The organism is Curtobacterium sp. SP.BCo, assembly GCF_051903265.1.
Taxonomy (GTDB): Bacteria; Actinomycetota; Actinomycetes; order Actinomycetales; family Microbacteriaceae; genus Curtobacterium.
Map to the genome: position 1 here is coordinate 1,258,348 of NZ_CP194337.1, position 22,849 is coordinate 1,281,196.

Below are 22,849 nucleotides of genomic sequence, written 5' to 3' on the forward strand. Positions count from 1 at the left end.
CGACATGTCACCGGACGTCACTAAGGTGGGGTGCATGGGGGACGTGATCCGCGCTGACGCCGCGCTGCTCGCCGAGGTGCAGGCCGGCGACGGCGCAACACTGCACACCGCGAGCGGGGCAGTCGTGTCGTGGGCAGCGCTGCACCTCCTGGCGGCGAACGGGTTCCGCTGGGCGCCGGAGGAGCCCGACGTCGTGGATCCCGGGCCGACCGGTACCCGGCTGCACATCGACCTCACGATCGAGCACGCGGCGCGCGCTGGACTGGAGCTGGCCGCGACGCCAGCGCGGTTCGTCGCGCGTGCGCTCGGCGTGGACCTCGCCGTCGGTCTTGCCGAGGACACGACTGCACTCGACCCGTCCCGTCTGACCGCGATGGCGGAGCGCCGGTCCCCCCGAGATGCCACCTTCATCGTGACCAGCACGGGTTCTCGTCCGCTCGGCGGCGTACTCACGGTCCGACGTGGCCCGCGGTCCGTCTTCGAGACGCTCCGGTGCACGGTCGCGTTGCCGGGGACGACCGACGATCTCCGCGTGGTCCGTGACGGACTGGAGGCGGGCCTCCAGTCCGTCATGCAGGATCGCGGTCCGCGCTCGGCGCAGTTCTCGACCAGCACTGGTCGCGTCGACGGGGTCGTCGACACGACCGTCGTGGGCCCGCCGGTCCCGCTCGGGGTGTTCTCGGGCATGGACGCAGCTCGCGATCAGGGGCTGATGCGTGTCCTGGCGTGGCTCGGAGGCCGACGGATCGGACCCGTGCGCGCGCCGGGAGTGGTTTTCTGGTTCGAGGGGAGCGGGCAGGCGCGCTGGCGAGGTGCGGCCGCGCTCGCCGACGGTGTCCGTGGATCACGAGCAGATGTCGCGCATTCCGCCGACTTGCGCGGTGGCGGCACGGCCGGGAACGATGGCTCGGGTACGGGGGGAGCGGTATGAGTGCACAGGGATGGCGGATCGACCCGGCAGGGGTCGAGTCCGTGTTGACGGACGTCAGCGCGTCGGTGAACGGGACGGCGAGTGCACTGCAGTCGGTGCAGGGTGGCGTCGCTGAGGTGGCCGGCGGAGCAGGCGACATCGTGAACGAGGCGCTCGGCGCGTTCCTGACGAAGACGCAGGACGACGTCGATCAAATCACGTACCGACTGATCGGCGGTGTGCAGGGTGTGACGAACGCCGTGGATGCCTACCGTGCGGGAGATCTCGAGATGGCGGCGAACGCGCAGCATGCCGGGCTGTCGGCGCACGAGAGTCACGACGTGTCGTTCTTCATCCGAGCGGCGGAGGCACGACGATGAGCGGCGTCGGGTACGGCGACCACGGACTGGTCGACCCGGACGGGATCCCGGGGGCGGATCTCGACCTGGCGGCCGTGTCGTCGGGCGCGGGGACCATCAAGTCCGGTGGTGACTCGATGCAGACCGTCGCCGACGACCTGCCGGCGAAGTGGCAGCGGCTGGCCGGCGTCTACGAATCACCGGAGTCCGGCCAGGTGATCGCACTGATGAATCCGGTCACGGATGACGTCCACACGATCGGCTCCGTCGCGCGGAAGGTCGCATCGGCACTCGAGACCTACGCGTCGGCCGCCGCCGATCCGAAGCGGAAGCTCGACGAACTGCGGGTGGAGGCTGCTGCGTTCGTCGCGAAGGTGCAGCACGGCGTCCCCCGGTTCGAGTCCGCCTTCACGCCGAAGGCCGAAACGCCCGTGTCCGGGTCCTGGAACGGGTACCAGCCGGTGGAACCCAAGCCGCAGTCGAAGACCGTGCCGTGGTACGAGGACGTCGGTACCCGGTACGAGAACGACCAGCTCGTCCAGCGGATCAACGAGCAGGTCGCGTTGTTGCAGGCGGCCCAGGCGGAGTGCGCCCTCGCGATCAAGAAGGCTGCAGGTGCATCCGTCAAGAAGGCTTTCGCGGCGCCGTCTGAGAGCGACCTCAATGCCCGGGGTGTTGACCTCCCCTGGTCGCGCGTGGGGACGGCCGAGGGCAAGACGTGGGCCGAGCAGTTCGAAGACGGCTTCAAGGACGATCTGCTGAAGACCCTGAGTGGCCTCCTGCACCTCGGAGGCTGGGATAACAGCGGCGACTGGACTTGGGGGAACCTCGGGTCGGCGTGGAAGGGCGCGGCCGACGGCGCTGTCGCGTTCAGTGTGTTCGTGGACCCGATGGCGTGGCTCGACGCGGCGGTGAATCCGAGGGGGCAAGCAGGGCAGACACTCGGGGCGATGGGTGATGCGGCGCAAGACTGGTGGAAGGATGCCCGCGAGCATCCGGGCATCGCGGCCGGAGCGGCGGCATCGGCCGTGGGGACGAGCTTCCTCGGGCCCGAAGGCTGGGCAGGGCGTGCGGGGCGGGCTGAGAAGATCCTCGGCGATCTGGATCGAATCGGGCAGCGCGCATTGCGATCCGATGTCGAGCATTGGCTCAGGTCAGGTGCGTCCGCTGCCGATGTCGAAGCCATGGACGATCTCATCCAACGGGTCCTTCGTGGAGACCACGACGCGGCAGGGGCTGGGAGTGCCTTCGATCGGATGTTCAATGTGGAGGTCGGGGCGTACAAAGCGGCGCACCCGGAGTCCGGCCTACTCGGCCCGAGATTCGATCCGAACTCATTCGCTAGGACGGGCGGTATACAGGGAGTCGATGCAGCCGGTGGGCACGTCGCCTCGCGACATATCGTCAACCCGGAGACTGGACAACATTTTACGCCCGAAGAGATCCGAAATTCGCCGAAACCCAATCACACCGTGTTCTCCGGGGGTGTGGAGCAAGTGAATTCACTCGTCGGTGACTACCTCGAAAAGAATCGAGCAGACATTCAGAGCTGGCTGAACGGCGGCGCTCCGGTCTTCGATCGGAGCATGCGCTTCGACCATCCGATCGGGTATGGTGAGGTCAATGGGAATTGGAACCCCGAGATTCGCACGCTCCGCGTCGTAGTAGTTCGAATGCCTGGCGACTCGGCTGGCTTCCGAATCGTCAGCGCCTACCCAGATGGAACGGTGAAGTAGTGGACAGCCAGACTTTAGCTCGCAGCGCTCCGCAGATGGCCAACGTCATCGGGGGTCTCTTCTACCAGGGCTGGTACGAGGATCGTTCGGCCGACGAAACATTGGAACTGGCGTTCGGATACCGACCACAGGCGGAGCGGGAAGCGATCGTGCGTGAGATCGATGCACTGCTCGCGGCGCTCCCGACGACAAGAGATGTCGAGAACTTCTTCCTCACGTTCAATGTTGACGTGGACTTCCGACGGGATTTCGGTGGAGACGTCCGCGCTTGGCTCGAAGCTGCACGCGGCGTCGTGATGGGATTTGCGTCCTGATCGACGCGAACCAGCCTTTTCTTTGTATTGTTCCGGGTGCTAGTTGTGGCGATTCATTCATGATTTCCTTCCCTACACGAACAGTGCCTTCACTGGGTCGGTGTCCTACCTGGATCGGCATCGTCGAGCGAGCGCTTGATCATCGGCATGAGGACATCCAACGTTGGTTCCAGGATGTTCGTGATGGAATGGCAAACGGGAGCACCGGGGGCCATGACCTGGTGCGGGCAAGATGTGATCAGCTGAGGGTGGTCACCGAGGAACGGCTTTTACGACGGTCGTGAGGTGCGTGTCGCGTTGCAGTTCGACCCGAGCTCTGAGGCCGGTTACCGCCTCCAGACACCCTTCCCGCAGATTGAGAAGAAATGAACTGCATGGAAGCATCACCGCAGTACCCCGCCTTCGATTCGCTCATGGGCGGTGCCTGCAACCAAGACTGGAACGACGAGAGGTCTTCCGCCGACGAAGTTCTGTCGGAAGCCCTCGACAATCATCCGGCAACTCGAAGTGCATTTCTGCCCGAGCTCCTGTAAATTCGGGCAACGTGTTCGGAGTCTGATCTGGTGGACTTGTTGGAATCGATGGGGAGTGGGTTCCGACCCGAGATTGATGCGCATCTGAGCGCTCTCGGTTGGGTGGACCATCTCGTCAAACGCATCAATGCTCTTGACGCCGCCGATGTTCGAGCAGTCTGAACCGTCGACGCGCTGAGCACAGAGCGAGCGGCCGCCCTCGCCGGGGTGAAAGGGGGACAACCCGGAGTGGACGACCGCTCGCGGTCTGGGGGAGTGCGTCAGGCGGTGCGGAACGATCCCGTCGCCGTGCGCAGCGAACCGGTCGCCGTGCGCGTCGAGGACGTTGCTGTTCCGGGCCGACGGAACTGCGTGTCGACGAACCGACCGAGCGCACGCCCGATGCCGGTCCCGGTGTAGCTGCCGACCGGGCGCCACGCCGCATCGACCGCGTAGGCGCCGATCTCGTCGCGTGCTTCGAGGCCGGTCACGTACGCGCCGCCGAGGGGGTTTTGACGGTTCTGCATGGGTGCTCCTCGTCGTCGTGCCGAGGGTCGTCGGTCACCGGGCCGGCGACCACGACGCCGTCGGCCTGATGACGATCAGTCTACTTCCTTCTTTTGCATCATGCAAAGAAAGGAATGCTCAGGCGACGAGCTCGCAGAACGTCCGACCCTCCGCGGTCCAGCTCTGCCGGGCGACGAGACCGATCGACTCGGCGCGGTCGAGCAGTGCGTCCACCCCGATCTCGGCCCACGGGAACCCCTCGCTCTCGTGCCCGTCCGCGTCCACCACGCGGGCGGTGTAGGAGCGGTCGGCGGTGCGGTCGACGTGGGTCTCGACGATGACCCGTCCGCCGTCGCGGACGATGTCCCGGCAGCGTGCGAGCAGTGCCGTGGGATCTCCACCGATGCCGATGTTGCCGTCGATCACCAGGGCGGTGTCCCAGTGCCCCTCGTCGGGGATCGCGTCGAAGACCGAGCCCTGCAGCGCGGTGCCGCCGGACCGTCGAGCGATGGCCACGGCCTCGGCGGACACGTCCACGCCGAGTGCGGGGATCCCGAGGGTCTGCGCGGCGACGAGCATCCGACCGGGACCACAGCCGATGTCGATGACCGGGCCGTCGGCGCCGTCGAGGAGCGACCGGTCGACCCGGTCGGCGGCGGCGTTCCAACGCCCGACGTCCATCGTGACGGCCGAGCCCGGGCGGGAGGTGTCCGTCAGTCGGATGCGGCCGTCGGTGCGGAGCGCGCGGGCGTAGGGCTCGCCGCCACCGGCGCCGAACGAGACAGGGGCTTCCATGGTCATGAGTGGCTCCTGACGGTCGCAGTGCGGAGGGAACGCAGGGCCGCGGCGAACCGCGAGTCCGGCACGAGGGCGGCGACGCGGTCGGCGTCGGGCACGGTGTCGACGTCGAGCAGCTCGTCGAGGATCCCGACGTCGAGCCCGGCGTCGGTGAGGCGGGCACGCTGGACGGCGCCGGTGTCGTCCTGCGACATCGGCACACCGCGGAGCAGGTCGCCGGCCGGATCCCGGAGGTACAGCGACCAGAAGCCGCCGTCCTCCGCGGGCCCGAACCAAGCGTCACGCTCGGGCTCGTCGAACACCGGCGCGAGCGCCTCGGCCGACACCTGCGGGGTGTCCATGCCGACGAGCAGCAGGGGGCCGTCGATCGCGTCGAACAGGAACCCGAGGCGTTCGTCGAGGCCACCGCCGGGCTGGTGCAGCACGTCGAAGCCGTCGGCACCCTCGGGCAGGACGTCGCCGTCGAAGAAGAGGACGCGTCGCGCGGCGGGCAGGGCCTGCACGGTGGCGAGCGTGTCGGCGAGGCTCGCGGCAGCCACGCTCGCGGCACCCTCCGGGGTGAGCGCCGGCGTCAGCCGGGTCTTCACCTTGCCGGGCAGGCACTCCTTCGCCACCACGGCGACGGTGATGTCGGCGGTCACGAGCGCACCCCCTCGGTGGTCGACGCGGCGGGGGCCGGTGCGACGACCCGGACCCGCGCCTCCCGTCGGTACTCGCGGAGCAGCCGCGACATGTCCTTGACCGCGTTGACCGTGCCGCGGAGCGTGCCGGTCACCTTGCTGTCGCCGATGCGCTGGGCGTACCCGATGTCCGATTCGTCGACCCGCCACCCGGCCGCGTGGGCGGCGAGCACCATCTCGAGCGGGTACCCGCTGCGGCGGTCCCGCAGGTCCAGGGCGACGAGGTCCTCGCGGCGCATCACGCGCATCGGGCCGAGGTCGCGGAGGCGGTACCCCGTCGCCCGGTGCATGAGCACCGCGAGGACCCGGTTCGCGAAGCGGGCGTGCGGCGCCCAGGCGCCCGCCGTGGTCGGTACGCGGCGGCCGAGCGCGAGGTCGGTGTGACCGGTGGCGACACGGGCGACGAGCGGGACGAGTTCGGCCGGGTCCATCGATGCGTCCGCGTCGCAGAACGCGACGTACTCGGCGGTCGCGGCGGCGACGCCTGCGGCACAGGCGGATCCGAAGCCCTTCACCGGTTCGGTGACGACCGTCGCGCCGTGTGCGCGCGCGACGTCGGCGGATCCGTCGGTCGAGCCGTTGTCGACGACGATCGCCCGGTAGCTGCGCGGCAGGCGGCTCAGCACCTCGGGGAGGGCATCCGCCTCGTCGAGACAGGGGAGGATCACGTCGACGTTCATGTCGTCCATTCGGTGCGGGGCGTCGGAACGGTTGGTCCCCGGGCGCTCCGCGCGCGTCGCCCCCGCCTGGGTGCGGTCGGTCGCGTCGGCCGGCTGTCGATCCATACCGTCGAGCCAACACGAAACGACCCTGCGGGGTACAGGTTCGGCGTCCCCCGGTGGCCGTTCTGCGCGTGGGGTGTCGGCAGTGTCCCGTGAACGGGGGACAAGCGGGGTGCGCATCCGGGTGCCGGACGCCACCGCCTGGAGGCCCGGCGCCGGTCTCGGGGACCGGCGCCGGGCCTCCAGGCTGGTCGCCTCCAGGGCACGGAACGGGCCCGGCGCGCGGCTCCTGCTACTGCACGGCCGCGCGCAGCGGCGCCGTCGCGAACTCGCGCATGCCGCGCTCGAAGTCGACCTCGGCACGCCAGCCCAGGTCCGCGGCGATGCGGTCCGACGACGCCGTGACGTGCCGGACGTCGCCGAGGCGGTACTCACCGGTCACGACCGGTTGCGGACCGTCCGGCCCGGCGATCGCCGCGGCCATCTCGCCGATGGTGTGCACGACGCCGGAACCGACGTTGAACGCACGGAACGTCTCGGACGGCAGGTCCGCTGACGCGGCGATGGCGGCGGCGTTCGCGCCCGCGACGTCCTCGACGTGCACGAAGTCACGGCGCTGCCGGCCGTCCTCGAACACGCGGGGAGCCTCGCCGCGGGCCAGGGCCGAGCGGAACAGGGAGGCGACACCGGCGTAGGGGGTGTTCGCGGGCATCCCGGGTCCGTAGACGTTGTGGTACCGCAGCGCGATCGCCCGACCACCGGTGGCGCGTGCCCACGACGACGCCAGGTGCTCCTGCGCGACCTTCGTCTGCGCGTACACGTTCCGCGGGTCGAGGGCGGCGGACTCGTCGATCAGCCCGGGCAGGAGCGGTCGGCCGTCGTCGCCGATCGGGTCGAAGCGGCCGGCGTCGAGGTCCTCGCGGCGGCGTGCCGGCGGTCGGACGGGATCGCCCGCGGCCGTCGTGTACGCCCCTTCGCCGTAGACGACCATCGAGCTGGCGACCACCAGGCGGCCGATGCCGTGGCGGTCCATCCCGGCGAGCACGTGCGCGGTGCCGGCGTCGTTCGAGGACACGTAGTCCGGGGCGTCCTGGAAGTCGACGCCGAGCCCGACCTTGGCGGCCTGGTGGCAGACGACGTCGACGCCGTCGAGCGCGGCGTCGAGGGCGATCCGGTCGCGGACGTCGCCGTGCACGAACTCGATGCCCTGCTGCTGGTGTGCGGTGACGATCTCGCCGGGGTCGCCGTGCACGTCGTCGCGGAGTGAGTCGAGCACTCGGACCTCGTGGCCGTCGGCGCGCGCTCGGCGGACGATCGCGGAGCCGATGAACCCGGCGCCGCCGGTGACGAGCAGGCGGGTCACGCGGTGGCTCCGCTGGTGGGGGTGGTGGTGCCGGCGGTGTCGCCGGTCGGGCCGGCGGTGGCGAGGGCGCTCGCGCTCGCTGCGGCGGGGACGAGCTCGCGGGGGGTGAAGTCGTCCGGGATCGCCGCGACGATGGACCCGATGGCGCGGACGATGACCTCGTTCGCGCGGGCCAGGCGTTCCATCACCATGGCGTGCGTGACGGGGGCCTCGCCTGATCCGCCGCCGCTGACTGCCGTCCGGTCCGTCTGGTCAGTCTGGTCCGTCTGGTCCGTTGCCGTCTCGTCCGCTGCCGGTGCGAGGCCTGCGTCGGCGTCGGTCACGAACGACAGGTTCACCGTGCCGATGCCGAGCTCCGCCGCGAGCGGGACCTCCGGCGTCATCGTCATGTTGATCGTGTGGCCGCCGGCCTCGCGCATCCAGATCGACTCGGCACGCGTGGAGAACCGCGGCCCCTGGATGACGACGCACGTCCCGGTCGGCCGGAACGGCACGTCGAGCTGCGCGATCGCGTCCACCGCGACACGGCGCAGCACCGGGTCGAACGGGTCCGCGAACGACAGGTGCTGCACGGCGTCCTCGAAGAACGTGTCCGCGCGACCCCAGGTCCGGTCGATGAGCTGGTCGGTCACCACGAAGGTCCCGGGGGCGTAGTCGGGGTGCAGGCCTCCGACCGCACTCGACGACACCACTGCCCGCACGCCGAGCGACCGCAGGGCCCACAGGTTCGCCCGGTGGTTGATCCGGTGCGGCGCGACGGAGTGCGCGCGGCCGTGGCGGGTGAGGAACGCGACGCGCTTGCCGCTCATCGTCCCGATGCTGATCGGACTCGACGTGGGGCCGAACGGGGTGTCGACGTCGATCTCGTCCGCGGTACCGGGTTCGAACAGCTCGTAGAGTCCCGAGCCGCCGATCACCCCGATCCCCACGGTCGTCTCGTCCACAGCCCCGGTCGTGGTCACGTCGTTCTCCACAGGTCCTCCGAATGGTCCTCGGCGCGTTCTGCGCGCTCGTTACGCTACTGAAGCCGCCCCCGGACAGACCGGGAGCGGGCACACTTCTCACCTGTTCGGAGGCGCACGTGCGAACGATCGGTCAGCACCGTGACGAGATCGCGGCCCTCGTCGCCCCGGTCCTGGCCGGCAGACGCGTCCCTGATTGCCTGCAAGCACACGCTGTCCAGGACCTCGCGACCGGTGCCGGCGCGGGACGCGGGCACCGTGAGCTCGGTCGGGCCGTCGCCACACCCGTCGCGCTCCCACCGTTCGACAACAGTCAGATGGACGGTTTCGCGGTCCGGGCGTCCGACGCCGGCCGGGAACTCCGAGTGGTCGAACCGATCGCCGCGGGTGTCGTCCCGCCGTCGTTGGAGCCCGGGACCGCAGCGCCGATCATGACGGGGGCCCGGATCCCGCTCGGCGCCGACGCCGTCTTCCCGGTCGAGTCCACGTCGCCCGGGGCGTTCCCGGCCGCCCTCGCCCTCGAGCGTGTCACCGTGCCGGACGACCTCGTTGTCGGGACCTTCGTGCGGGCGACCGGAACGGACCTGCCGCTCGGCGGGGAGCTCGCACCCGCCGGGGCGTCCGTCACGCCGGCCCTGCTCGGCACCCTCGCGGCCGCCGGGGTCACCAGCGTCGACCTCGTCCGGCGGCTCCGGGTGCTCGTCGTGTCGACCGGCACCGAGCTCCAGGGCGTGGGCGACGCGACCATCGGCGACGCGAACGGCATCGCCCTGCAGTCGGCGCTCGCCGAGGTCGGGGTGGAGTCCCGCACGGTCCGGGTGCCCGACGAGGAATCCACGTTCCTCGCCGCGCTCGACGATGCGGTGGGGGACTGGGCGGACCTCGTGCTCACGACCGGCGGCATCAGCGCCGGGGCGTACGAGGTCGTGCGGCAGGCCCTCGAACCCCGGGGACTCGCGGTGACGCCGGTCGCGATGCAGCCCGGCGGTCCGCAGGCGTTCGGCTCGGTCGAGTTCGCCGGTCGTCCGGTACCGGTGGTCTCGTTCCCCGGCAACCCGGTCTCCGCGCTCGTCTCGTTCGAGGTCTTCCTCCGACCGCTGCTCGCCGCCGACGCCGGCGTCCCCGACGACCGTTCTGCCCAGGTCCTCCCCGCCGCCGAACCCACGACGTCGCCGGAGGGCAAGCACCAGGTCCGGCGCGGTCGCGTCGAGGACGGCCGTGTGCACTTCGTCGGCGGCCCCAGTTCGCACCTGCTCGCCCACTACGCCGCTGCCACCCACCTCGTCCACGTCCCGGTCGGCACCGCCGCCGTGGCACCCGGCGACCCGCTGACCGTCTGGAGCCTCCGTTGACCGAATCAACACCTGCCGCCGACGACCTCTCGCACGTGCGCGCCGACGGCACCGCGCACATGGTGGACGTCTCCGCGAAGGACGTCACCGCCCGTTCGGCCACGGCGACCGCGACGCTCGTCACCCGGCCGGACGTCGTCGCGCGCATCCTCGACGGCTCGCTGCCGAAGGGCGAGGTCATCGGCACCGCCCGGATCGCCGCGATCATGGCGGTGAAGAAGACCTCCGACCTCGTCCCGCTCTGCCACCCGCTGCCGATCGCCGGCGTCGAAGTCGACATCGCCGGACACGATGACCGCGTCGTCGTCGAGGTCTCGGTCCGGACGACCTCGCGCACCGGGGTCGAGATGGAAGCGCTCACCGGTGCGAGCGTCGCGGCGCTGACCGTGTACGACATGGTGAAGGCCGTCGACCGGGCGGCCTCGATCACGGACGTCCGGGTGCTCGAGAAGCACGGCGGTCGCTCCGGGGACTGGAGCAACCGATGACCTCGCAGCCGACCACGGGCCGGGCCGCCGTCGTGGTGGTGTCCACGCGGGCCTCCGCCGACGCCGCACTCGACCGCACCGGCCCGGTCATCGCGGGCTGGCTCCGTGAGCGGGGCTTCACCGTGGACGAGCCGGTCATCGTGGCCGACGGGGGGCCGATCGCCGAGACGGTCTCGGCCGAGCTCCTCGCGGACGCGCGGGTCGTGATCAGCACCGGCGGGACGGGCGTCACCCCGACCGACCGGACACCCGAGGCCATTGCGCCGCTCATCGACCTGGAGCTCCCCGGCATCACGGAGGAGATCCGTCGCCGGGGGCTCGCCGGTGCCGGCCCCACCGCACTCCTCAGTCGCGGAGTCGCGGGCATCGCGGGCGGCGGCGCGCTCGTCGTCACGCTGCCCGGGTCCCGAGGCGGCGTCGCCGACGGGTTGGCGGTGCTCGACGGCCTGCTCGACCACGTGCTCGCCCAGGTCTCCGGCGACGGACACGCGCCGCGGAGCGCCTCGTGACCGGCGGAGATGTCGGGGCCGACCGCGTCGTGACCAGCGAGGGCACCGCGGTCGACCGGGTCCTGCTCGCCGACGTCGTCGACCGGGGGATCACCGTCGACGAGGTCAGCGTCGCGGTCCAGACCGAGCAGGACGGCGCGGTCGTCACCTTCGCCGGGGTCGTCCGTGACCACGACGGCGGCAAGGGGGTGACCGCGCTCGAGTACGAACGGCACCCGAGCGCCGGTGACGTCATCGCCGAGGTCGCCCGGACCATCGCCGAGGACCACCCCGAGGTGCGCATCGCGGTCCTGCACCGGGTGGGGCCGCTCGGGGTCGGGGACGTGGCGCTCGCCGCAGCGGTGGCGTCGCCGCACCGGGCCGAGGCCTTCGCCGCGTGCGGCGCCCTGGTCGACCTGGTGAAGGAGCGCGTCCCGATCTGGAAGCACCAGCGGTTCACCGACGGTTCCGACGAGTGGGTCGCGGCGCTCTGACGGTTCCTCACGACATCTGGTTGGCTCGGAGTCGATGACCGACACCGCAGCCGCAGCCGAGTGGCGCTGGGCGCAGGCCGACGAACAGGCTCGCCTCGTCCTCGCTGCACCACCGCTGCGGCATGTGTCGATCCCGCTCGTCGTCGGCGGTCTCGTCGCTGTCCTCGCGGTGCTGATCGGGATCGCGTCCGTGTCCGATCCGGAATCCGCGGGGCGATGGGTGACCGGGATAGCCGGTGCCGTCGTGGGACTCGGCCTCATCGGCGTCGACGTGGTCTCGACGGTCCAGGGCCGAACACGTCACCCGGAACGGGCGGCAGTGACGAGGTCGCTCTCCGGTCGTGAACGGCACGCCGTCGATCGCGTGATCCGAGGGCGAGTGACGGCGCCGGACGACCGTGCGGCCGTCGTGCTCGGCACCGCCGTGCAGACCGCCGCGGGACGGTCGTTGCCGTCCGTCACCGGGCAGGTCGTGCTCTTCACCGGGGTCGCGGTCTCCGGGACGTGGATCTGGTTCCTGTACACCGCTGCCGCCGTGGTCTCCGCGATGGCCGTCGCGGTCGCGATCCGCGATGTCGTCCTCGCGCGGTGGTACCTGGCTGCGGAGCCTGAGCGGCTGCGCAGCAGACCGTTGCCGGATCGCAACTCCGGCACGCGTTCGGGGCGTAGCGGCGGTTCCTAGCCGATCCATAGAATCCGAGGTCATGAGCGTGCTGCTGTACGGGGCCGGGGTGGTCCTGCTGGTTTTCGCCCTGATCGACATCCTGACGAAGGGCGACGACCAGGTCCGGGGGCTCCCGAAGATCGCCTGGGTGTTCCTCGTCATCCTGGTGCCGGTCGTCGGCAGCATCGTGTGGTTCACCGTCGGGCACGACTGGAGTCAGGGCGACCGGAACCACGGCCGCTACATCGAGCCCAGGCGCCACGAGGACCAGTACGCGAGCCTCGGTCACGCCCGCGCCGCCCACGGGGACAAGCGCGTCACCGGTACCGAGCAGGAGCTCGCCGAACTCGAGCGTGAGATCGAGTACTGGGAGGCCCAGGCGCGACTGCGCCGTGCCAAGGAGGCCGCCGGCGAAGGCGAGCCGGCTCCCGGGAGCTGAGCCGCGCCTCCAGGCCCGCTCCGCACCCGCCGCCTCGGAACGACAACGCCGATGTCGCACGACAGCGGTTCTGTCGTTCCTGCGCGCCCGCAACTGTTGCGTCCGCGCGCCTGCGACAACGCCGATGTCGTACGACAGCGGACTCGTCGTTCCGAGTCCGCTCCGCTCCCACCACCCGCTCCCGCCACCCGCTCCCACCACCCACCCGCACCACGCACCCCCGCACGCCGCCTACCCTTGACGGGTGGCTCATCTCCTCGGCGCCGAGAACCTCCATCTCGAGTTCCCCACCAAGGTCGTCTTCGACAGCGTCACCCTCGGCATCGACGAGGGTGACCGCATCGGCGTCGTCGGGCGGAACGGCGACGGCAAGTCGACCCTGCTCGCCCTGCTGTCCCAGCGGCTCGACCCGGACGGCGGCCGTGTCACGCACCGTCGCGGCGTCACCGTCGGGTACCTCGACCAGCGCGACGTCCTGCCCGCGGGCGAGACCGTCGGCAGCGTCGTCGTCGGCGACCGCGAGGAGCACGAGTGGGCCGGCGACCCGAAGATCCGCGACATCATCGGTGGCCTCGTGTCCGACATCCCGTGGGACGTCACCGTCGACGAACTGTCCGGTGGGCAGCGGCGCCGCGTGGCGCTCGCCCGGCTGCTGGTCGGTGACTGGGACGTGCTGTTCCTCGACGAGCCCACGAACCACCTCGACGTCGAGGGCATCCAGTGGCTTGCCGAGCACATCAACCGCCGGTGGTCGACGAACCAGGGCGGCCTGGTGGTCGTCACGCACGACCGGTGGTTCCTCGACGCGGTGTCGACCGACACGTGGGAGGTCCACGACGGCGTCGTCGAGCCGTTCGAGGGCGGCTACGCGGCGTACATCCTGCAGCGCGTCGAGCGTGACCGGCAGGCCGCGGCGAGCGAGCAGCGCCGCCAGAACCTGGCACGCAAGGAACTCGCGTGGCTCCGCCGCGGTGCCCCCGCACGCACCAGCAAGCCGAAGTTCCGCATCGACGCCGCGAACGCGCTCATCGACGACGTCCCGCCGATCCGTGACACCGTCGCCCTGGCGAAGACGGCGACCGCCCGGCTCGGCAAGGACGTCGTCGACCTGCTCGACGTGAGCGTCTCATTCGACGGCACCCAGATCCTCGACCGCATCGAGTGGCGGATCGCGCCGGGGGAGCGGACCGGCATCCTCGGGCCGAACGGTGCCGGCAAGTCCACGCTGCTGAACCTGGTCTCCGGGCGGCTGCAGCCCACGGACGGTCGGGTGAAGACCGGCAAGACCGTGCAGGTCGCCGTGCTCGACCAGCAGCTGGCCGACCTCGCGCAGTTCGCGACGGACCGCGTCCGCGAGGTCGTCGCCCGCAAGAAGACGAGCTACGTCGCGGACGGCAAGGAGATGACGCCGTCACAGCTCCTCGAACGGCTCGGGTTCACCTCGGAGCAGCTCTCGACGCCGGTTCGCGATCTCAGTGGTGGGCAGAAGCGGCGGCTGCAGCTCATGCTCATCCTGCTCGACGAGCCGAACGTGCTCATCCTCGACGAGCCCACGAACGACCTCGACACCGACATGCTCGCCGCGATGGAGGACCTGCTCGACACCTGGCCGGGCACCCTGCTCGTCGTCTCGCACGACCGCTACCTGCTCGAGCGCGTGACCGACCAGCAGTACGCGGTGCTCGGTGGGCACCTCCGGCACCTGCCGGGCGGCGTCGACGAGTACATGCGGCTCCGTGCGGCAGGCACCGGTGGCGGGACCGCTTCGGCGGCTGCCGCCGCGTCTGCCGGGAGGCCCGACACGGCTGGCGGGACCGGCTCGGGCAGTGCCGGGGCCGGCTCCACTGCCGCCGGGTCCGGTTCCGGGTCTGCCGCGTCGTCGCTGTCCGGTGCGGACCGTCGCGCGGCCGAGAAGGAGATGTCCGCGCTCGACCGGCGGATCGCCCGCGTGGGGGAGGACCGGAAGAAGCTGCTCGACGCGTTCGCGACGCACGACCAGTCGGACTACGCCGGCCTCGGAGCGCTGCAGGGGCGCCTGACCGAGCTCGAGGCCGAGGTCGAGCAGCTCGAGGAGCGCTGGCTCGAGGTCGCGGAGTTGCTCGGGGTGTGAGCCTCGGCCGGTCGTCCGGCCGGTCGTCCGTCCGACCGGTCGGCCGTCCGGCCGTCCGGTCGGTTGGTCGTCTGGCCTGCGTCTCAGGCGCCGACGCAGCCGATGTCGGACTCGTCGTGACCTTCCCCGATGCCGATCCCGAACGACCCCGGGTCGGTGACGGACTGCAGGGCCCCGAGCGTTCCGACCGTGGTGACGACGACACCGTGCAGGCGTCCGGCGTCGGCACCGTCGCGCAGCACGAGTCGGCCGACGACGTCGAGCTCGCCGTGCGCGGGCACGACGTACCCGCTGTCCACGGCGACCGTGCGGCCGTACTCGGCAGGACGGTCAGCGTCGTCTGTGACGACGAGGCCCGGGCTCGATGTGGCGGGGTGCGCCGCGATCGACAGGTGCGAGAGCGTGACCCGGTGCAGTTCCGCGGGACGGACGTCGCGGACCCGGACCCCGTGCCCGGTGTCGTTGCGGAACGAGGTCATGAACCACGTCGACGCGGACGTCGAGCCGTCGGGGAAGGTGCCGCAGATGCCACCACCCCGGACGTCGGTCGTCAGTCCGCCGCTCGGAGCGGTCACCACGCCGAGGCCGATCGCGAGCACCACCGCCCCGGCCGTGCACGCCCCGAGGATCACCCGCCCCATGTCCATGGGGCAACCGTAGCGGGTCGTCAGGTGTTCGGCGATGCGTCCGCGGGGTCACCGCCGCCCGGGTTCGCGACGACCTCCCAGAGGTGGCCGTCCGGGTCCTGGAAGAAGCCGGAGTACATGCCCCACGGTCGCGTGTACGGTGCCGCGAGCATCGTCGCGCCCGCCGATCGTGCCCGGTCGAGGAAGGCGTCGGCGGCCTCGCGCGAGTCCACGAAGTGCCCGATCGTGCTGCTCGGGTCGGTGGAGAGCCGCGTGCCGGAGTCCTTCGCCATGTCGTCCCGGCCGTACACGCTCACGATCAGGCCGTCGTCGAGCGTGAACATCGCCGTGGTGCCACCCGCCTCGGTCTCGGTGGCCGGGTACTCGGTGCCGATCACCCCGCTGCCGTCGACGCCGAGCAGTGCGCGGTAGAACTCCGCCGAACGAGCGACGTCGGCGACGGCCAGGGTGATCGCGTGCATGCGCCGGAGACTAGTCGCCGAGGCCCAGGATGAGCCGCCGGAGCAGCCCGGAGAGCTGGTCCTGCTCGGCGTCGGACACCCCCGAGAGGATCCCCCGCTCGGCGGCGAGCAGGTCGGCGATCGCGGCGTCCACCGCTGCGCGCCCCTCGGCGGTCAACGACACCAGGATGCCCCGGCCGTCCTTCGGGTCCGTCCGCCGGGCGACGAGCCCCCGTGCAGCCAGCCGGTCGACCCGGTTCGTCATCGTGCCGCTCGACACCAGCGTCTGCTGCAGGAGCGTCTTCGGGCTCAGCTCGTACGGCTCGCCCGCGCGTCGGAGCGCCGACAGGACGTCGAACTCCCACGGCTCGACGTCACTCGCGTCGAACGCTGCCCGTCGTGCCCGGTCGAGGTGTCGGGCGAGCCGGTCCACGCGCGACAGGACCTCGAGCGGCCCGAAGTCCAGATCGGCGCGTTCCCGTCCCCACGCAGCGACGATGCGATCGACCTCGTCCTCCTGCGGCATCCCACCATCTTGGCGGATGCGGGGGTGCACGGCCAGCCGCGCGGTCATGGGAGGATGGTCTGGCGCCTCCGTGCGCGTTCCGCCTTGGTGTAATGGCAGCACGACGGCCTTTGGTGCCGTTAGGTCCGGGTTCGAATCCTGGAGGCGGAGCCCGGGCCAGTTCGGTCTCCGGAACGCTCCTCGTTCATCATCAAGACCGGACCCGGCATCACGAAGACGACGCCGGCCATCAAGCCGAAGAACGTCGACATCGCCGCTGACGTCCTCACGACCTTCGGTGTTCCCGTCCCCGCGGTGCTCGACGGACAACCGCTCACCACCACGTCCACCGATCCGTTCGACACCATGGTCGGATCCCTCAGCGGCCCGGTCGACGAAACGGGCATCCCGGCATCGACGAAGGGATGGACGCACGCCGTGCCCACCGGGTGGACCATCGACAACACGAAGATTGGCACCGGAGGCGTCACCGAATGGCGCGGGTGGTCCTTGACGACCGATGACTTCTGGACCAAGACCGACCCGGGCCAGTCCCGTGAGAGCAACGTCCGAGCGCGCGGCGTCTTCGCCGTCGCCGACTCCGACGAATGGGCCGACAAAACCCACACCGGCCAGTTCAACAGTCGCCTCGTCTCCGCCCCGTACACGGTCACCGGTGGGGAGACCGCAACGGTCAGCTTCGGCTCCCACTACCGGAAGGAAGGCAACGAGACCGCCTCCGTCCTCGTCTCCTACGACAACGGATCCACCTGGACCACCACGTCGACGTTGACCGCAGACGCCATCGCCGCCGAGCAGTCCGTCACGGTGCAGGTGCCGACCGGAAAGACGAGTATGAGGGTCGCCTGGGCGCTGATCAACGGGGACAACAACTGGTACTGGGCCATCGACAACCCCGAGGTCGTGTCCTAGCCCTCCGGAACGATCACGGGCCGGGACGAGTGAGACGTCGCGGCCCGACCGACGAACACATGTCCGCGCGAAATCCCACGGCGGATCGATCCGACGCTATGTTCATTCACAGGGTGGCGGAGGGGAAGACCATGTCTGTAGTGCGCAACCAGCGGTTGAAAGTACGTCCTCGGGTCTGGATCGGGCTCGCGATCTGGGTTGCCGAGCTCCTGCTCGTCCTGGCCGTGCAGTCCGCATCGGGCATTCCGTACGACCAGTGGGGGGACAGCGCTGGGAACCTGTTCCTCGGAGCCGGGTTGTCACTCATCGTGTCGGCCGTGCTGCTTGCGATCACGGTCACGCTCCTCGGGTGGTGGCGACCGGTGCTCCACGACCGGGAACGCAGCCACCATCGCTGGCCGATCGTGTTCCCGGTCGTCGTGGCACTCGCTGCGGTGATGCTCCTGGCAGGTACCGACTGGGGCGCTTACAGCGGAGCATTCCTCGCAGCGTCGCTGGTTCTCTGCCTGGTCGGATTCACCGAGGAGATCGTGAACCGGGGACTGCTCATCGTCGCCCTCCGCTCACGACTCGGCGAAGGCTGGGTCTGGTTCCTCTCGACCGCGCTGTTCGCAGTCAGTCACCTCGTCAACATCGCGCTCGGCGCCGACGCCGGGCCGACGGTGCTCCAGGTCGTGTTCGCGTTCGCCACCGGCACCACGTTCTACATCCTGCGCCGCGTCACCGGGTCGCTCGTGTGGGCGATGCTGCTCCACGCCCTCTGGGACTTCTCGGTCTTCGCCGCCGGCATCGGGAAAGCCGGCGACATCGCAGCGATCGGAAACGTCCTCGAGACCATCGCCGGCTTCGCCGCCGTGGTCTTCGTCGTGTTCGTCATCCGCGGAACCCACGAACGCCTCGCCTCGGGGTCCAGCACAGCCGCGAGTCGGGAATGACAGTCAATCCGCCCAAGACGGTGCGACACGAGCGGGCGAAGGGGCTGCTGCATGTCGGCTGACCGTTCAGATGCCTCGTCCGCTGTCGTCACGCGGTCGGACTCCGGATGGCCGGGGTTCTGGAACCGCGGCGGCTGGTGGAGAGCCGTCGCTGCGGTCGTGGTGTACCTCGGCCTGTACCTCGGTTTCGGGTGGGTCCTGGGTAGGACTGTTGGCGGCGCGGTGCACCGTGGTGATCTCTTTTCGGATGCGTTGAGCGTCTTCATCGCGGTCGCGCTCCCGGTGATCTTCGGGTCCGCCGTCCTCCTCGCGTTCGCGCTGTCGGTGCGCTGGCTGCCCAGACCGCTCTTCGGCCGTCAGCCGGTGCGCGGCTCTTGGTGGATGTGGATCGCACCGGCCCCGATCGTGGTGACGATCCTGCTGCGCGTGTTCGGCAGCGACTGGGGCTCGTACTCCGGTGGCGTGATCGCGACGACGTTCCTGGCGGGCATCTTCATCGGCATCTCGGAGGAGCTCCTCACACGGGGCATCGTCGTGACCCTCCTACGTCGCCATGGGTACCGAGAGTGGGCGGTCGCAGTGCTTTCATCGCTGATCTTCGCGCTCCTGCACACGTCGAACCTGCTGTCCGGGCAGTCGCTGCTGACCGTCCTGCCGACGATCGGGTTCACGTTCGGGTTCGGGATGATGATGTACCTCACCATGCGGGTCACCGGCAGCATCATCTGGCCCATCGTCCTGCATGCGCTCACCGATCCGACCACGATCCTCGCGACCGGCGGGATCGACGTCAGCGGCACCAACACGAGTCCGCTGCTCACGTTCGCAGGCCTGTCGACGTTCGTGTTCCTGGCGTTCGCGTTGATCGCGATGATCGTCATCCGCGGCAACGCGCACGGCCGCGCCGCAGCAGGAGAACCAGAACGGCACACCGCCGCCCGCGACGCAGGCACCCCGGTGAACGGAGTGACACAGTGACCACCACACCCACTCCGACAACCATGGACCGCATCCCAAGGCGCAGCTGGATCGCCGTCGCAGCGTGCGCCGTGTACGTCCTCATGGCCGCCGGTGTCGGCAACCTCTTCAGCGCACTCGTCGACGGTGAACACCATCCGGTCGCCGACTGGCTGACCGGGACGCTCATCCCCGTGCCGATCATGATCATCGTCGGGCTGTACTTCGCCTGGCGGTCCGGATGGTGGGCCGACATCTGGCGCGAGCCCAGCGTCGCGGTGGGTCGACCGCGCCGCTGGTGGTGGCTGACCGCGCCGCTGCTGTCCGTCATCGCGACCGGCATCCTCTACGCCACGGTTCCGTGGTCGGAGCTCAGCGCCGGCATCATCACGGTGGTCTTGGTCGGCTCGATCTGTGTCGGCATCGGCGAGGAACTGTTCTTCCGGGGCATCCTCCTCACCGCGTTGCGGGCCAACCATTCCGAGTTCTTCGCCCTGATCGTGTCGTCGGTGCTCTTCGGCATCGCCCATGTGGTCGGATACCTCGTCGCCGGTCTGCCCTTGGGTCTCATTCTGTTCCAGGTGGCGTTCCTCAGCATGAACGGTGCGTTGTTCTACGCGGCACGCCGTGCAACCGGGAAGCTCTGGGCGCCGATGGTCCTGCACGGTCTCAACGACGCGGCACTGTTCCTGCAGACGTCGGGCCGTTCCGATCAAGCACCCGACACGCCGGCGAGTGGATTCATCGAGCTTGCCCTGATCGCCCTGTCCGTCGTGATTTCGATCAGCGTCCTCCGCGAAACGATCCGGACGCGCCGGAGGACGCGCACGCTGGCCGGATCAGTCTGAGCTGTCCGGAGGCGGATCGGCCGGATGGCGCGTGACGATTGCCGCAGTCGGCGCGGTGCGACCACGTCGTCCAGCTCCTCGCCGTTGGTCTTCCGCAAGCGACGAGCGAACTCGCTCGCGCCCGCCGAGGGATCGCTCAACGGCCATACGGGAGCGACATCGGTCGTTGCTCCTGCTTCTCCTCCTCGTTCCAGTAGCGGGTGAGCGCCGCTTGGCCCGGGCGCGCCGTGGCGAACACGACGAGAGCGAACCCGATGAAGACGACGAGGAACGCCACCAGACGGTCGAGCCTCCCGTCCGAGCGTGCCATCCACATGAAGCCGATGATCGCCGTCATGAGGGGGACCGTTGCAGGTTCGGTTGACTCCTGAGCGGTACGAGGGGGCACCTCTTCACGCAGAGAGCACCGGACCGTGGCCGGGGGCAACAGAACTCTGCAGGACGAGTGCTGCCGCTCCGATCGCCGCCGAATCGCGCGGGTTCGCGGCGATCTCGATCGTGATCCCGTGCGCCTGGCGGGCGAACGAGGCGTGCTCCGTCCGTGTCCGTATGGCCTTCGCGTAGAGCGAGCCAGCGATGGCGAAGCTCGGCCCTGCGAGCACGATGCTGTCGAGGTCGAAGGCGTTGCTGAACGAGACGACCGCGGCCGCGAGCAGGTCGGCGGACCGTCTGATGAGCGTGATCGCGGCTTCGTGGCCGCCGACCGCTGCGCGCGCGAGCCGATCGAAGTCCTGCCCGGTGCTCTCCTCGGTGAAACGGAGATCCAGTCCACGGAAGTCCTGCCGTGCCCGGCGAGCTTCGTCCAGGACTGCGGCGGGGGCAGCGTAGCGCTCGACGCAGCCGGTGTTCCCGCAACTGCACAGGATGCCTGCTGCGTCGATCGACATGTGCCCGAGCTCTGCGGCGTTGGAGCTCGCGCCACGGTGGAGCGCGCCGTCGAGCACCACACCGGCGCCGATACCGGTGCCCATGTACACCGTGGCGAAGGTCTCGGTGCGCGGCACACGACGCGTCCAGAACTCGCCGATGGCGGCCGCTGCGGCGTCGTTGTCGAGGAGCACGGGTACCGGGAGGAGCTCACCGAGCGCGTCTGCGAGTGGGAAGCCTTCCCACTGACGGAGCGTCGGCGACCGGAACATCGTGCCGAGGGTGGGCGAGAGCGGTCCGGGCACGACGACGGCCACACCGGCGATGCTGTCCACCGGGATCCCCGCCGTCCCCACGAAGATCCGGAACTGCTCCGCGAGACGCTCGACGACCCGCTGCGGGTCGCTCAGTGACGCTCCGTCGACGAGCTGCCGGGCGACGGTGCCGCCGCCGACGCCTGCCGCCACGAACGTCATCGCTTCGAAGCCCAGTTGCACGCCCACTGCGTAGAGGGCCGAGGGATTGATCTCGAGGAGCGTGCGGGGCTTGCCGCCCGAGGACGGTACGCGCCCGCTCTCGCGGATCACACCCGACGCGAGGAGCTGACGGACGATGTTCGAGATCGTCGGCTGGGTCAGGTTCGTCGCCTGGACGAGCTCGACGCGACTGATCGGACCGGACGACCGGATGATGTCGACGATGAGTGCACGACTGCCCGGACCAGAAGCGATCGTCTCGGATCTCGCCATTCCGTCGTCCTCCCTGCATCTCGACACCGGGGCCGGCTCGCAGGGTCCGGCGATGTCACACTAGCTGTGCCAGGAACCCGCGCTGACCGGAGGACGACCAGATGCAGACTGAGGCAGGCTCTCTCCGGGCGGACGACGCGGGGCTCCCGATCGGTCTCACCTTGGTGCGCGCCTCGGAGATCTACGGTGCGGAGCCGTGGTTCCACGAGTTCACGGCAGGCATCGACCAGGTCGTGCGACCGATCGGGCACTCGGTGCTGCTCCGTGTGCTCGGTTCGCGGACGGATGAACTCGAATGGTTGCGACGTTGGCACGCTGATCGGGCAGTCGCCGGTGTCGTGCTCGTCGACCTCGTCGAGGACGATCCGCGTGTGCAGCTCGTCGCCGACGTCGGGCTGCCTGCGATAGCCGTTTCGTCCCCGGCGGTCTCCGACGGGCTCCCCACCGTCTGGACGAACGACGATGCGGCGATGCGGACTGCTGTGCGCGCGCTCGCCGGCTTCGGGCACCGCTCGATCGGTCTGGTCAGCGGGCCGGCGGAGCTCGCGCACACCGTGACGCGGGCCGCGGCGTTCGCTGACGCGTGTTCGGAGATGGAGATCGCCGCTCACTCCGCCTCGGGAGACTATTCGTCGGAGTCCGGTGGACGCGCCTTCGAGAGTCTCTTCGTCGACGAGCAGGGGTCGCCGACCGCGGTGGTGTTCGACAACGACCTGATGGCGCTCGGCGGTCTCGCTGCCGCTCGTCGGGCCGGCCTCCGCATCCCCGAGGACGTGTCGCTCGTCGCTTGGGACGACTCCGCGCTCTGCCAGCTCTCGGATCCGCCCCTCTCAGCGCTCAGCCATGACGTGCAGCGCATCGGCCGGCTCGTCGGGGAGGCGTTGGCGGCGATCCTCCAGGGGAAGAAGCCACCCGTGGTGGAGGCGCCGCCCATCCGGTTCGTCCAGCGCGACAGTGTCGCCGGAGCGCCGCGTTGACCGGCGTAGTCCGGTCCTTCCGTTAACATCGATTAATAATCTAAGTCTTGACTTCTCGATCCGAGGGCTGCACGCTGGTGCAATCCGAAGCGC

The 22,849-nt window shown here is 69.9% G+C and carries 27 protein-coding genes, 1 tRNA gene and 1 pseudogene; 18 read left to right on the forward strand and 11 right to left on the reverse strand.

Translation table 11 applies throughout. The features are described from left to right. Positions 1 to 4: 4 nt before the first annotated feature. From ACRQ4B_RS06060 to ACRQ4B_RS06075, 4 genes are read left to right on the forward strand one after another with little or no spacing between them, the layout of a single operon-like run. Complete coding sequence (locus ACRQ4B_RS06060; protein ID WP_439693794.1) at positions 5 to 931, forward strand: DUF6177 family protein; 927 nt, start codon at positions 5 to 7, stop codon at positions 929 to 931. Next, a complete protein-coding gene (locus tag ACRQ4B_RS06065) occupies positions 928 to 1,290 on the forward strand; it encodes a DUF6507 family protein (protein ID WP_439693795.1) in 363 nt (120 codons plus the stop codon). The genes ACRQ4B_RS06060 and ACRQ4B_RS06065 overlap by 4 nt, the downstream gene beginning before the upstream one ends. After that, on the forward strand, positions 1,287 to 3,005 hold the full coding sequence (locus ACRQ4B_RS06070) for a hypothetical protein (RefSeq protein ID WP_439693796.1): 1,719 nt from the start codon (positions 1,287 to 1,289) through the stop codon (positions 3,003 to 3,005). Before ACRQ4B_RS06065 ends, ACRQ4B_RS06070 begins: the two co-directional genes overlap by 4 nt. Then, the gene (locus ACRQ4B_RS06075; RefSeq protein WP_439693797.1) at positions 3,005 to 3,319 is read left to right on the forward strand and encodes a contact-dependent growth inhibition system immunity protein; all 315 of its coding nucleotides are present in this window, start codon (positions 3,005 to 3,007) and stop codon (positions 3,317 to 3,319) included. Before ACRQ4B_RS06070 ends, ACRQ4B_RS06075 begins: the two co-directional genes overlap by 1 nt. A gap of 793 nt (positions 3,320 to 4,112) precedes the next feature. On the opposite strand, the gene ACRQ4B_RS06080 is transcribed toward ACRQ4B_RS06075, so the two are convergent. The 6 genes from ACRQ4B_RS06080 to ACRQ4B_RS06105 all read right to left on the reverse strand — a co-directional run bounded on the left by ACRQ4B_RS06080 (position 4,113) and on the right by ACRQ4B_RS06105 (position 8,863). Further along, a complete protein-coding gene (locus ACRQ4B_RS06080) occupies positions 4,113 to 4,358 on the reverse strand; it encodes a hypothetical protein (protein WP_097180863.1) in 246 nt (81 codons plus the stop codon). Positions 4,359 to 4,476: 118 nt separating this feature from the next. Further along, positions 4,477 to 5,139, reverse strand: coding sequence for a class I SAM-dependent methyltransferase (locus ACRQ4B_RS06085; protein ID WP_439693798.1), 663 nt, complete (start codon positions 5,137 to 5,139; stop codon positions 4,477 to 4,479). After that, the gene (locus tag ACRQ4B_RS06090) at positions 5,136 to 5,777 is read right to left on the reverse strand and encodes a TIGR04282 family arsenosugar biosynthesis glycosyltransferase (RefSeq protein ID WP_439693799.1); all 642 of its coding nucleotides are present in this window, start codon (positions 5,775 to 5,777) and stop codon (positions 5,136 to 5,138) included. The genes ACRQ4B_RS06085 and ACRQ4B_RS06090 overlap by 4 nt, the downstream gene beginning before the upstream one ends. Continuing rightward, positions 5,774 to 6,505, reverse strand: coding sequence for a glycosyltransferase family 2 protein (locus tag ACRQ4B_RS06095; RefSeq protein WP_439694357.1), 732 nt, complete (start codon positions 6,503 to 6,505; stop codon positions 5,774 to 5,776). Before ACRQ4B_RS06095 ends, ACRQ4B_RS06090 begins: the two co-directional genes overlap by 4 nt. A 325-nt stretch (positions 6,506 to 6,830) precedes the next feature. Continuing rightward, positions 6,831 to 7,901, reverse strand: coding sequence for an NAD-dependent epimerase/dehydratase family protein (locus tag ACRQ4B_RS06100; protein ID WP_439693800.1), 1,071 nt, complete (start codon positions 7,899 to 7,901; stop codon positions 6,831 to 6,833). Next, positions 7,898 to 8,863, reverse strand: a complete 966-nt coding sequence (locus ACRQ4B_RS06105; protein WP_439693801.1) for an MTAP family purine nucleoside phosphorylase — start codon at positions 8,861 to 8,863, stop codon at positions 7,898 to 7,900. Before ACRQ4B_RS06105 ends, ACRQ4B_RS06100 begins: the two co-directional genes overlap by 4 nt. Before the next feature lie 23 nt (positions 8,864 to 8,886). On the opposite strand from ACRQ4B_RS06105, the gene ACRQ4B_RS06110 reads away from it, so the two are divergent. The 8 genes and pseudogenes from ACRQ4B_RS06110 (at position 8,887) to ACRQ4B_RS06145 (ending at position 14,898) form a co-directional block, all read left to right on the forward strand. Continuing rightward, positions 8,887 to 10,215: a molybdopterin molybdotransferase MoeA gene (locus ACRQ4B_RS06110; protein WP_439693802.1), complete on the forward strand. Its 1,329-nt coding sequence runs from the start codon at positions 8,887 to 8,889 to the stop codon at positions 10,213 to 10,215. Then, positions 10,212 to 10,703, forward strand: a complete 492-nt coding sequence (gene moaC, locus ACRQ4B_RS06115; RefSeq protein WP_439693803.1) for a cyclic pyranopterin monophosphate synthase MoaC — start codon at positions 10,212 to 10,214, stop codon at positions 10,701 to 10,703. The genes ACRQ4B_RS06110 and moaC overlap by 4 nt, the downstream gene beginning before the upstream one ends. Then, positions 10,700 to 11,212, forward strand: a complete 513-nt coding sequence (locus ACRQ4B_RS06120) for a MogA/MoaB family molybdenum cofactor biosynthesis protein (RefSeq protein ID WP_439693804.1) — start codon at positions 10,700 to 10,702, stop codon at positions 11,210 to 11,212. Before moaC ends, ACRQ4B_RS06120 begins: the two co-directional genes overlap by 4 nt. Next, the gene (locus tag ACRQ4B_RS06125; protein ID WP_439693805.1) at positions 11,209 to 11,685 is read left to right on the forward strand and encodes a molybdenum cofactor biosynthesis protein MoaE; all 477 of its coding nucleotides are present in this window, start codon (positions 11,209 to 11,211) and stop codon (positions 11,683 to 11,685) included. The genes ACRQ4B_RS06120 and ACRQ4B_RS06125 overlap by 4 nt, the downstream gene beginning before the upstream one ends. A 34-nt stretch (positions 11,686 to 11,719) precedes the next feature. Continuing rightward, entirely contained in the window at positions 11,720 to 12,367 is a 648-nt protein-coding gene (locus tag ACRQ4B_RS06130; protein ID WP_439693806.1) for a hypothetical protein, read from the forward strand. Between the two features lie 22 nt (positions 12,368 to 12,389). Next, positions 12,390 to 12,788 carry a PLDc N-terminal domain-containing protein gene (locus tag ACRQ4B_RS06135; RefSeq protein ID WP_439693807.1) on the forward strand — a complete coding sequence of 133 codons (399 nt, stop codon included), beginning with the start codon at positions 12,390 to 12,392 and terminating at the stop codon, positions 12,786 to 12,788. A gap of 244 nt (positions 12,789 to 13,032) precedes the next feature. Then, positions 13,033 to 13,501 (forward strand): annotated as a pseudogene (locus ACRQ4B_RS06140) (ATP-binding cassette domain-containing protein); the annotation flags it as partial. Between the two features lie 95 nt (positions 13,502 to 13,596). Continuing rightward, the gene (locus tag ACRQ4B_RS06145) at positions 13,597 to 14,898 is read left to right on the forward strand and encodes an ABC-F family ATP-binding cassette domain-containing protein (RefSeq protein ID WP_439694358.1); all 1,302 of its coding nucleotides are present in this window, start codon (positions 13,597 to 13,599) and stop codon (positions 14,896 to 14,898) included. Between the two features lie 83 nt (positions 14,899 to 14,981). On the opposite strand, the gene ACRQ4B_RS06150 is transcribed toward ACRQ4B_RS06145, so the two are convergent. The 3 genes from ACRQ4B_RS06150 to ACRQ4B_RS06160 are packed head-to-tail and all read right to left on the reverse strand — an operon-like array spanning position 14,982 to position 16,511. After that, positions 14,982 to 15,545, reverse strand: coding sequence for a hypothetical protein (locus tag ACRQ4B_RS06150; protein ID WP_439693808.1), 564 nt, complete (start codon positions 15,543 to 15,545; stop codon positions 14,982 to 14,984). A gap of 20 nt (positions 15,546 to 15,565) precedes the next feature. Continuing rightward, positions 15,566 to 16,006 carry a VOC family protein gene (locus ACRQ4B_RS06155; protein WP_439693809.1) on the reverse strand — a complete coding sequence of 147 codons (441 nt, stop codon included), beginning with the start codon at positions 16,004 to 16,006 and terminating at the stop codon, positions 15,566 to 15,568. A 10-nt stretch (positions 16,007 to 16,016) separates the two neighbouring features. Further along, positions 16,017 to 16,511 (reverse strand): MarR family winged helix-turn-helix transcriptional regulator, encoded by a 495-nt coding sequence (locus tag ACRQ4B_RS06160; RefSeq protein ID WP_439694359.1) that lies wholly within the window; start codon positions 16,509 to 16,511, stop codon positions 16,017 to 16,019. A gap of 78 nt (positions 16,512 to 16,589) precedes the next feature. On the opposite strand from ACRQ4B_RS06160, the gene ACRQ4B_RS06165 reads away from it, so the two are divergent. The 5 genes from ACRQ4B_RS06165 (at position 16,590) to ACRQ4B_RS06185 (ending at position 20,163) form a co-directional block, all read left to right on the forward strand. Next, positions 16,590 to 16,661, forward strand: a tRNA-Gln gene (locus ACRQ4B_RS06165). Positions 16,662 to 16,805: 144 nt separating this feature from the next. After that, on the forward strand, positions 16,806 to 17,423 hold the full coding sequence (locus ACRQ4B_RS06170; protein WP_439693810.1) for a hypothetical protein: 618 nt from the start codon (positions 16,806 to 16,808) through the stop codon (positions 17,421 to 17,423). Between the two features lie 131 nt (positions 17,424 to 17,554). Beyond that, a complete protein-coding gene (locus ACRQ4B_RS06175) occupies positions 17,555 to 18,358 on the forward strand; it encodes a CPBP family intramembrane glutamic endopeptidase (RefSeq protein ID WP_439693811.1) in 804 nt (267 codons plus the stop codon). Positions 18,359 to 18,409: 51 nt separating this feature from the next. Then, positions 18,410 to 19,336: a lysostaphin resistance A-like protein gene (locus ACRQ4B_RS06180; protein WP_439693812.1), complete on the forward strand. Its 927-nt coding sequence runs from the start codon at positions 18,410 to 18,412 to the stop codon at positions 19,334 to 19,336. Beyond that, the gene (locus ACRQ4B_RS06185) at positions 19,333 to 20,163 is read left to right on the forward strand and encodes a lysostaphin resistance A-like protein (RefSeq protein WP_439693813.1); all 831 of its coding nucleotides are present in this window, start codon (positions 19,333 to 19,335) and stop codon (positions 20,161 to 20,163) included. Before ACRQ4B_RS06180 ends, ACRQ4B_RS06185 begins: the two co-directional genes overlap by 4 nt. Before the next feature lie 136 nt (positions 20,164 to 20,299). On the opposite strand, the gene ACRQ4B_RS06190 is transcribed toward ACRQ4B_RS06185, so the two are convergent. Continuing rightward, positions 20,300 to 20,500, reverse strand: coding sequence for a hypothetical protein (locus tag ACRQ4B_RS06190; protein WP_439693814.1), 201 nt, complete (start codon positions 20,498 to 20,500; stop codon positions 20,300 to 20,302). A gap of 55 nt (positions 20,501 to 20,555) precedes the next feature. Further along, the gene (locus ACRQ4B_RS06195; protein WP_439693815.1) at positions 20,556 to 21,779 is read right to left on the reverse strand and encodes an ROK family transcriptional regulator; all 1,224 of its coding nucleotides are present in this window, start codon (positions 21,777 to 21,779) and stop codon (positions 20,556 to 20,558) included. A 101-nt stretch (positions 21,780 to 21,880) separates the two neighbouring features. On the opposite strand from ACRQ4B_RS06195, the gene ACRQ4B_RS06200 reads away from it, so the two are divergent. Further along, positions 21,881 to 22,756, forward strand: coding sequence for a LacI family DNA-binding transcriptional regulator (locus tag ACRQ4B_RS06200; protein WP_439693816.1), 876 nt, complete (start codon positions 21,881 to 21,883; stop codon positions 22,754 to 22,756). Positions 22,757 to 22,849 lie beyond the last annotated feature (93 nt).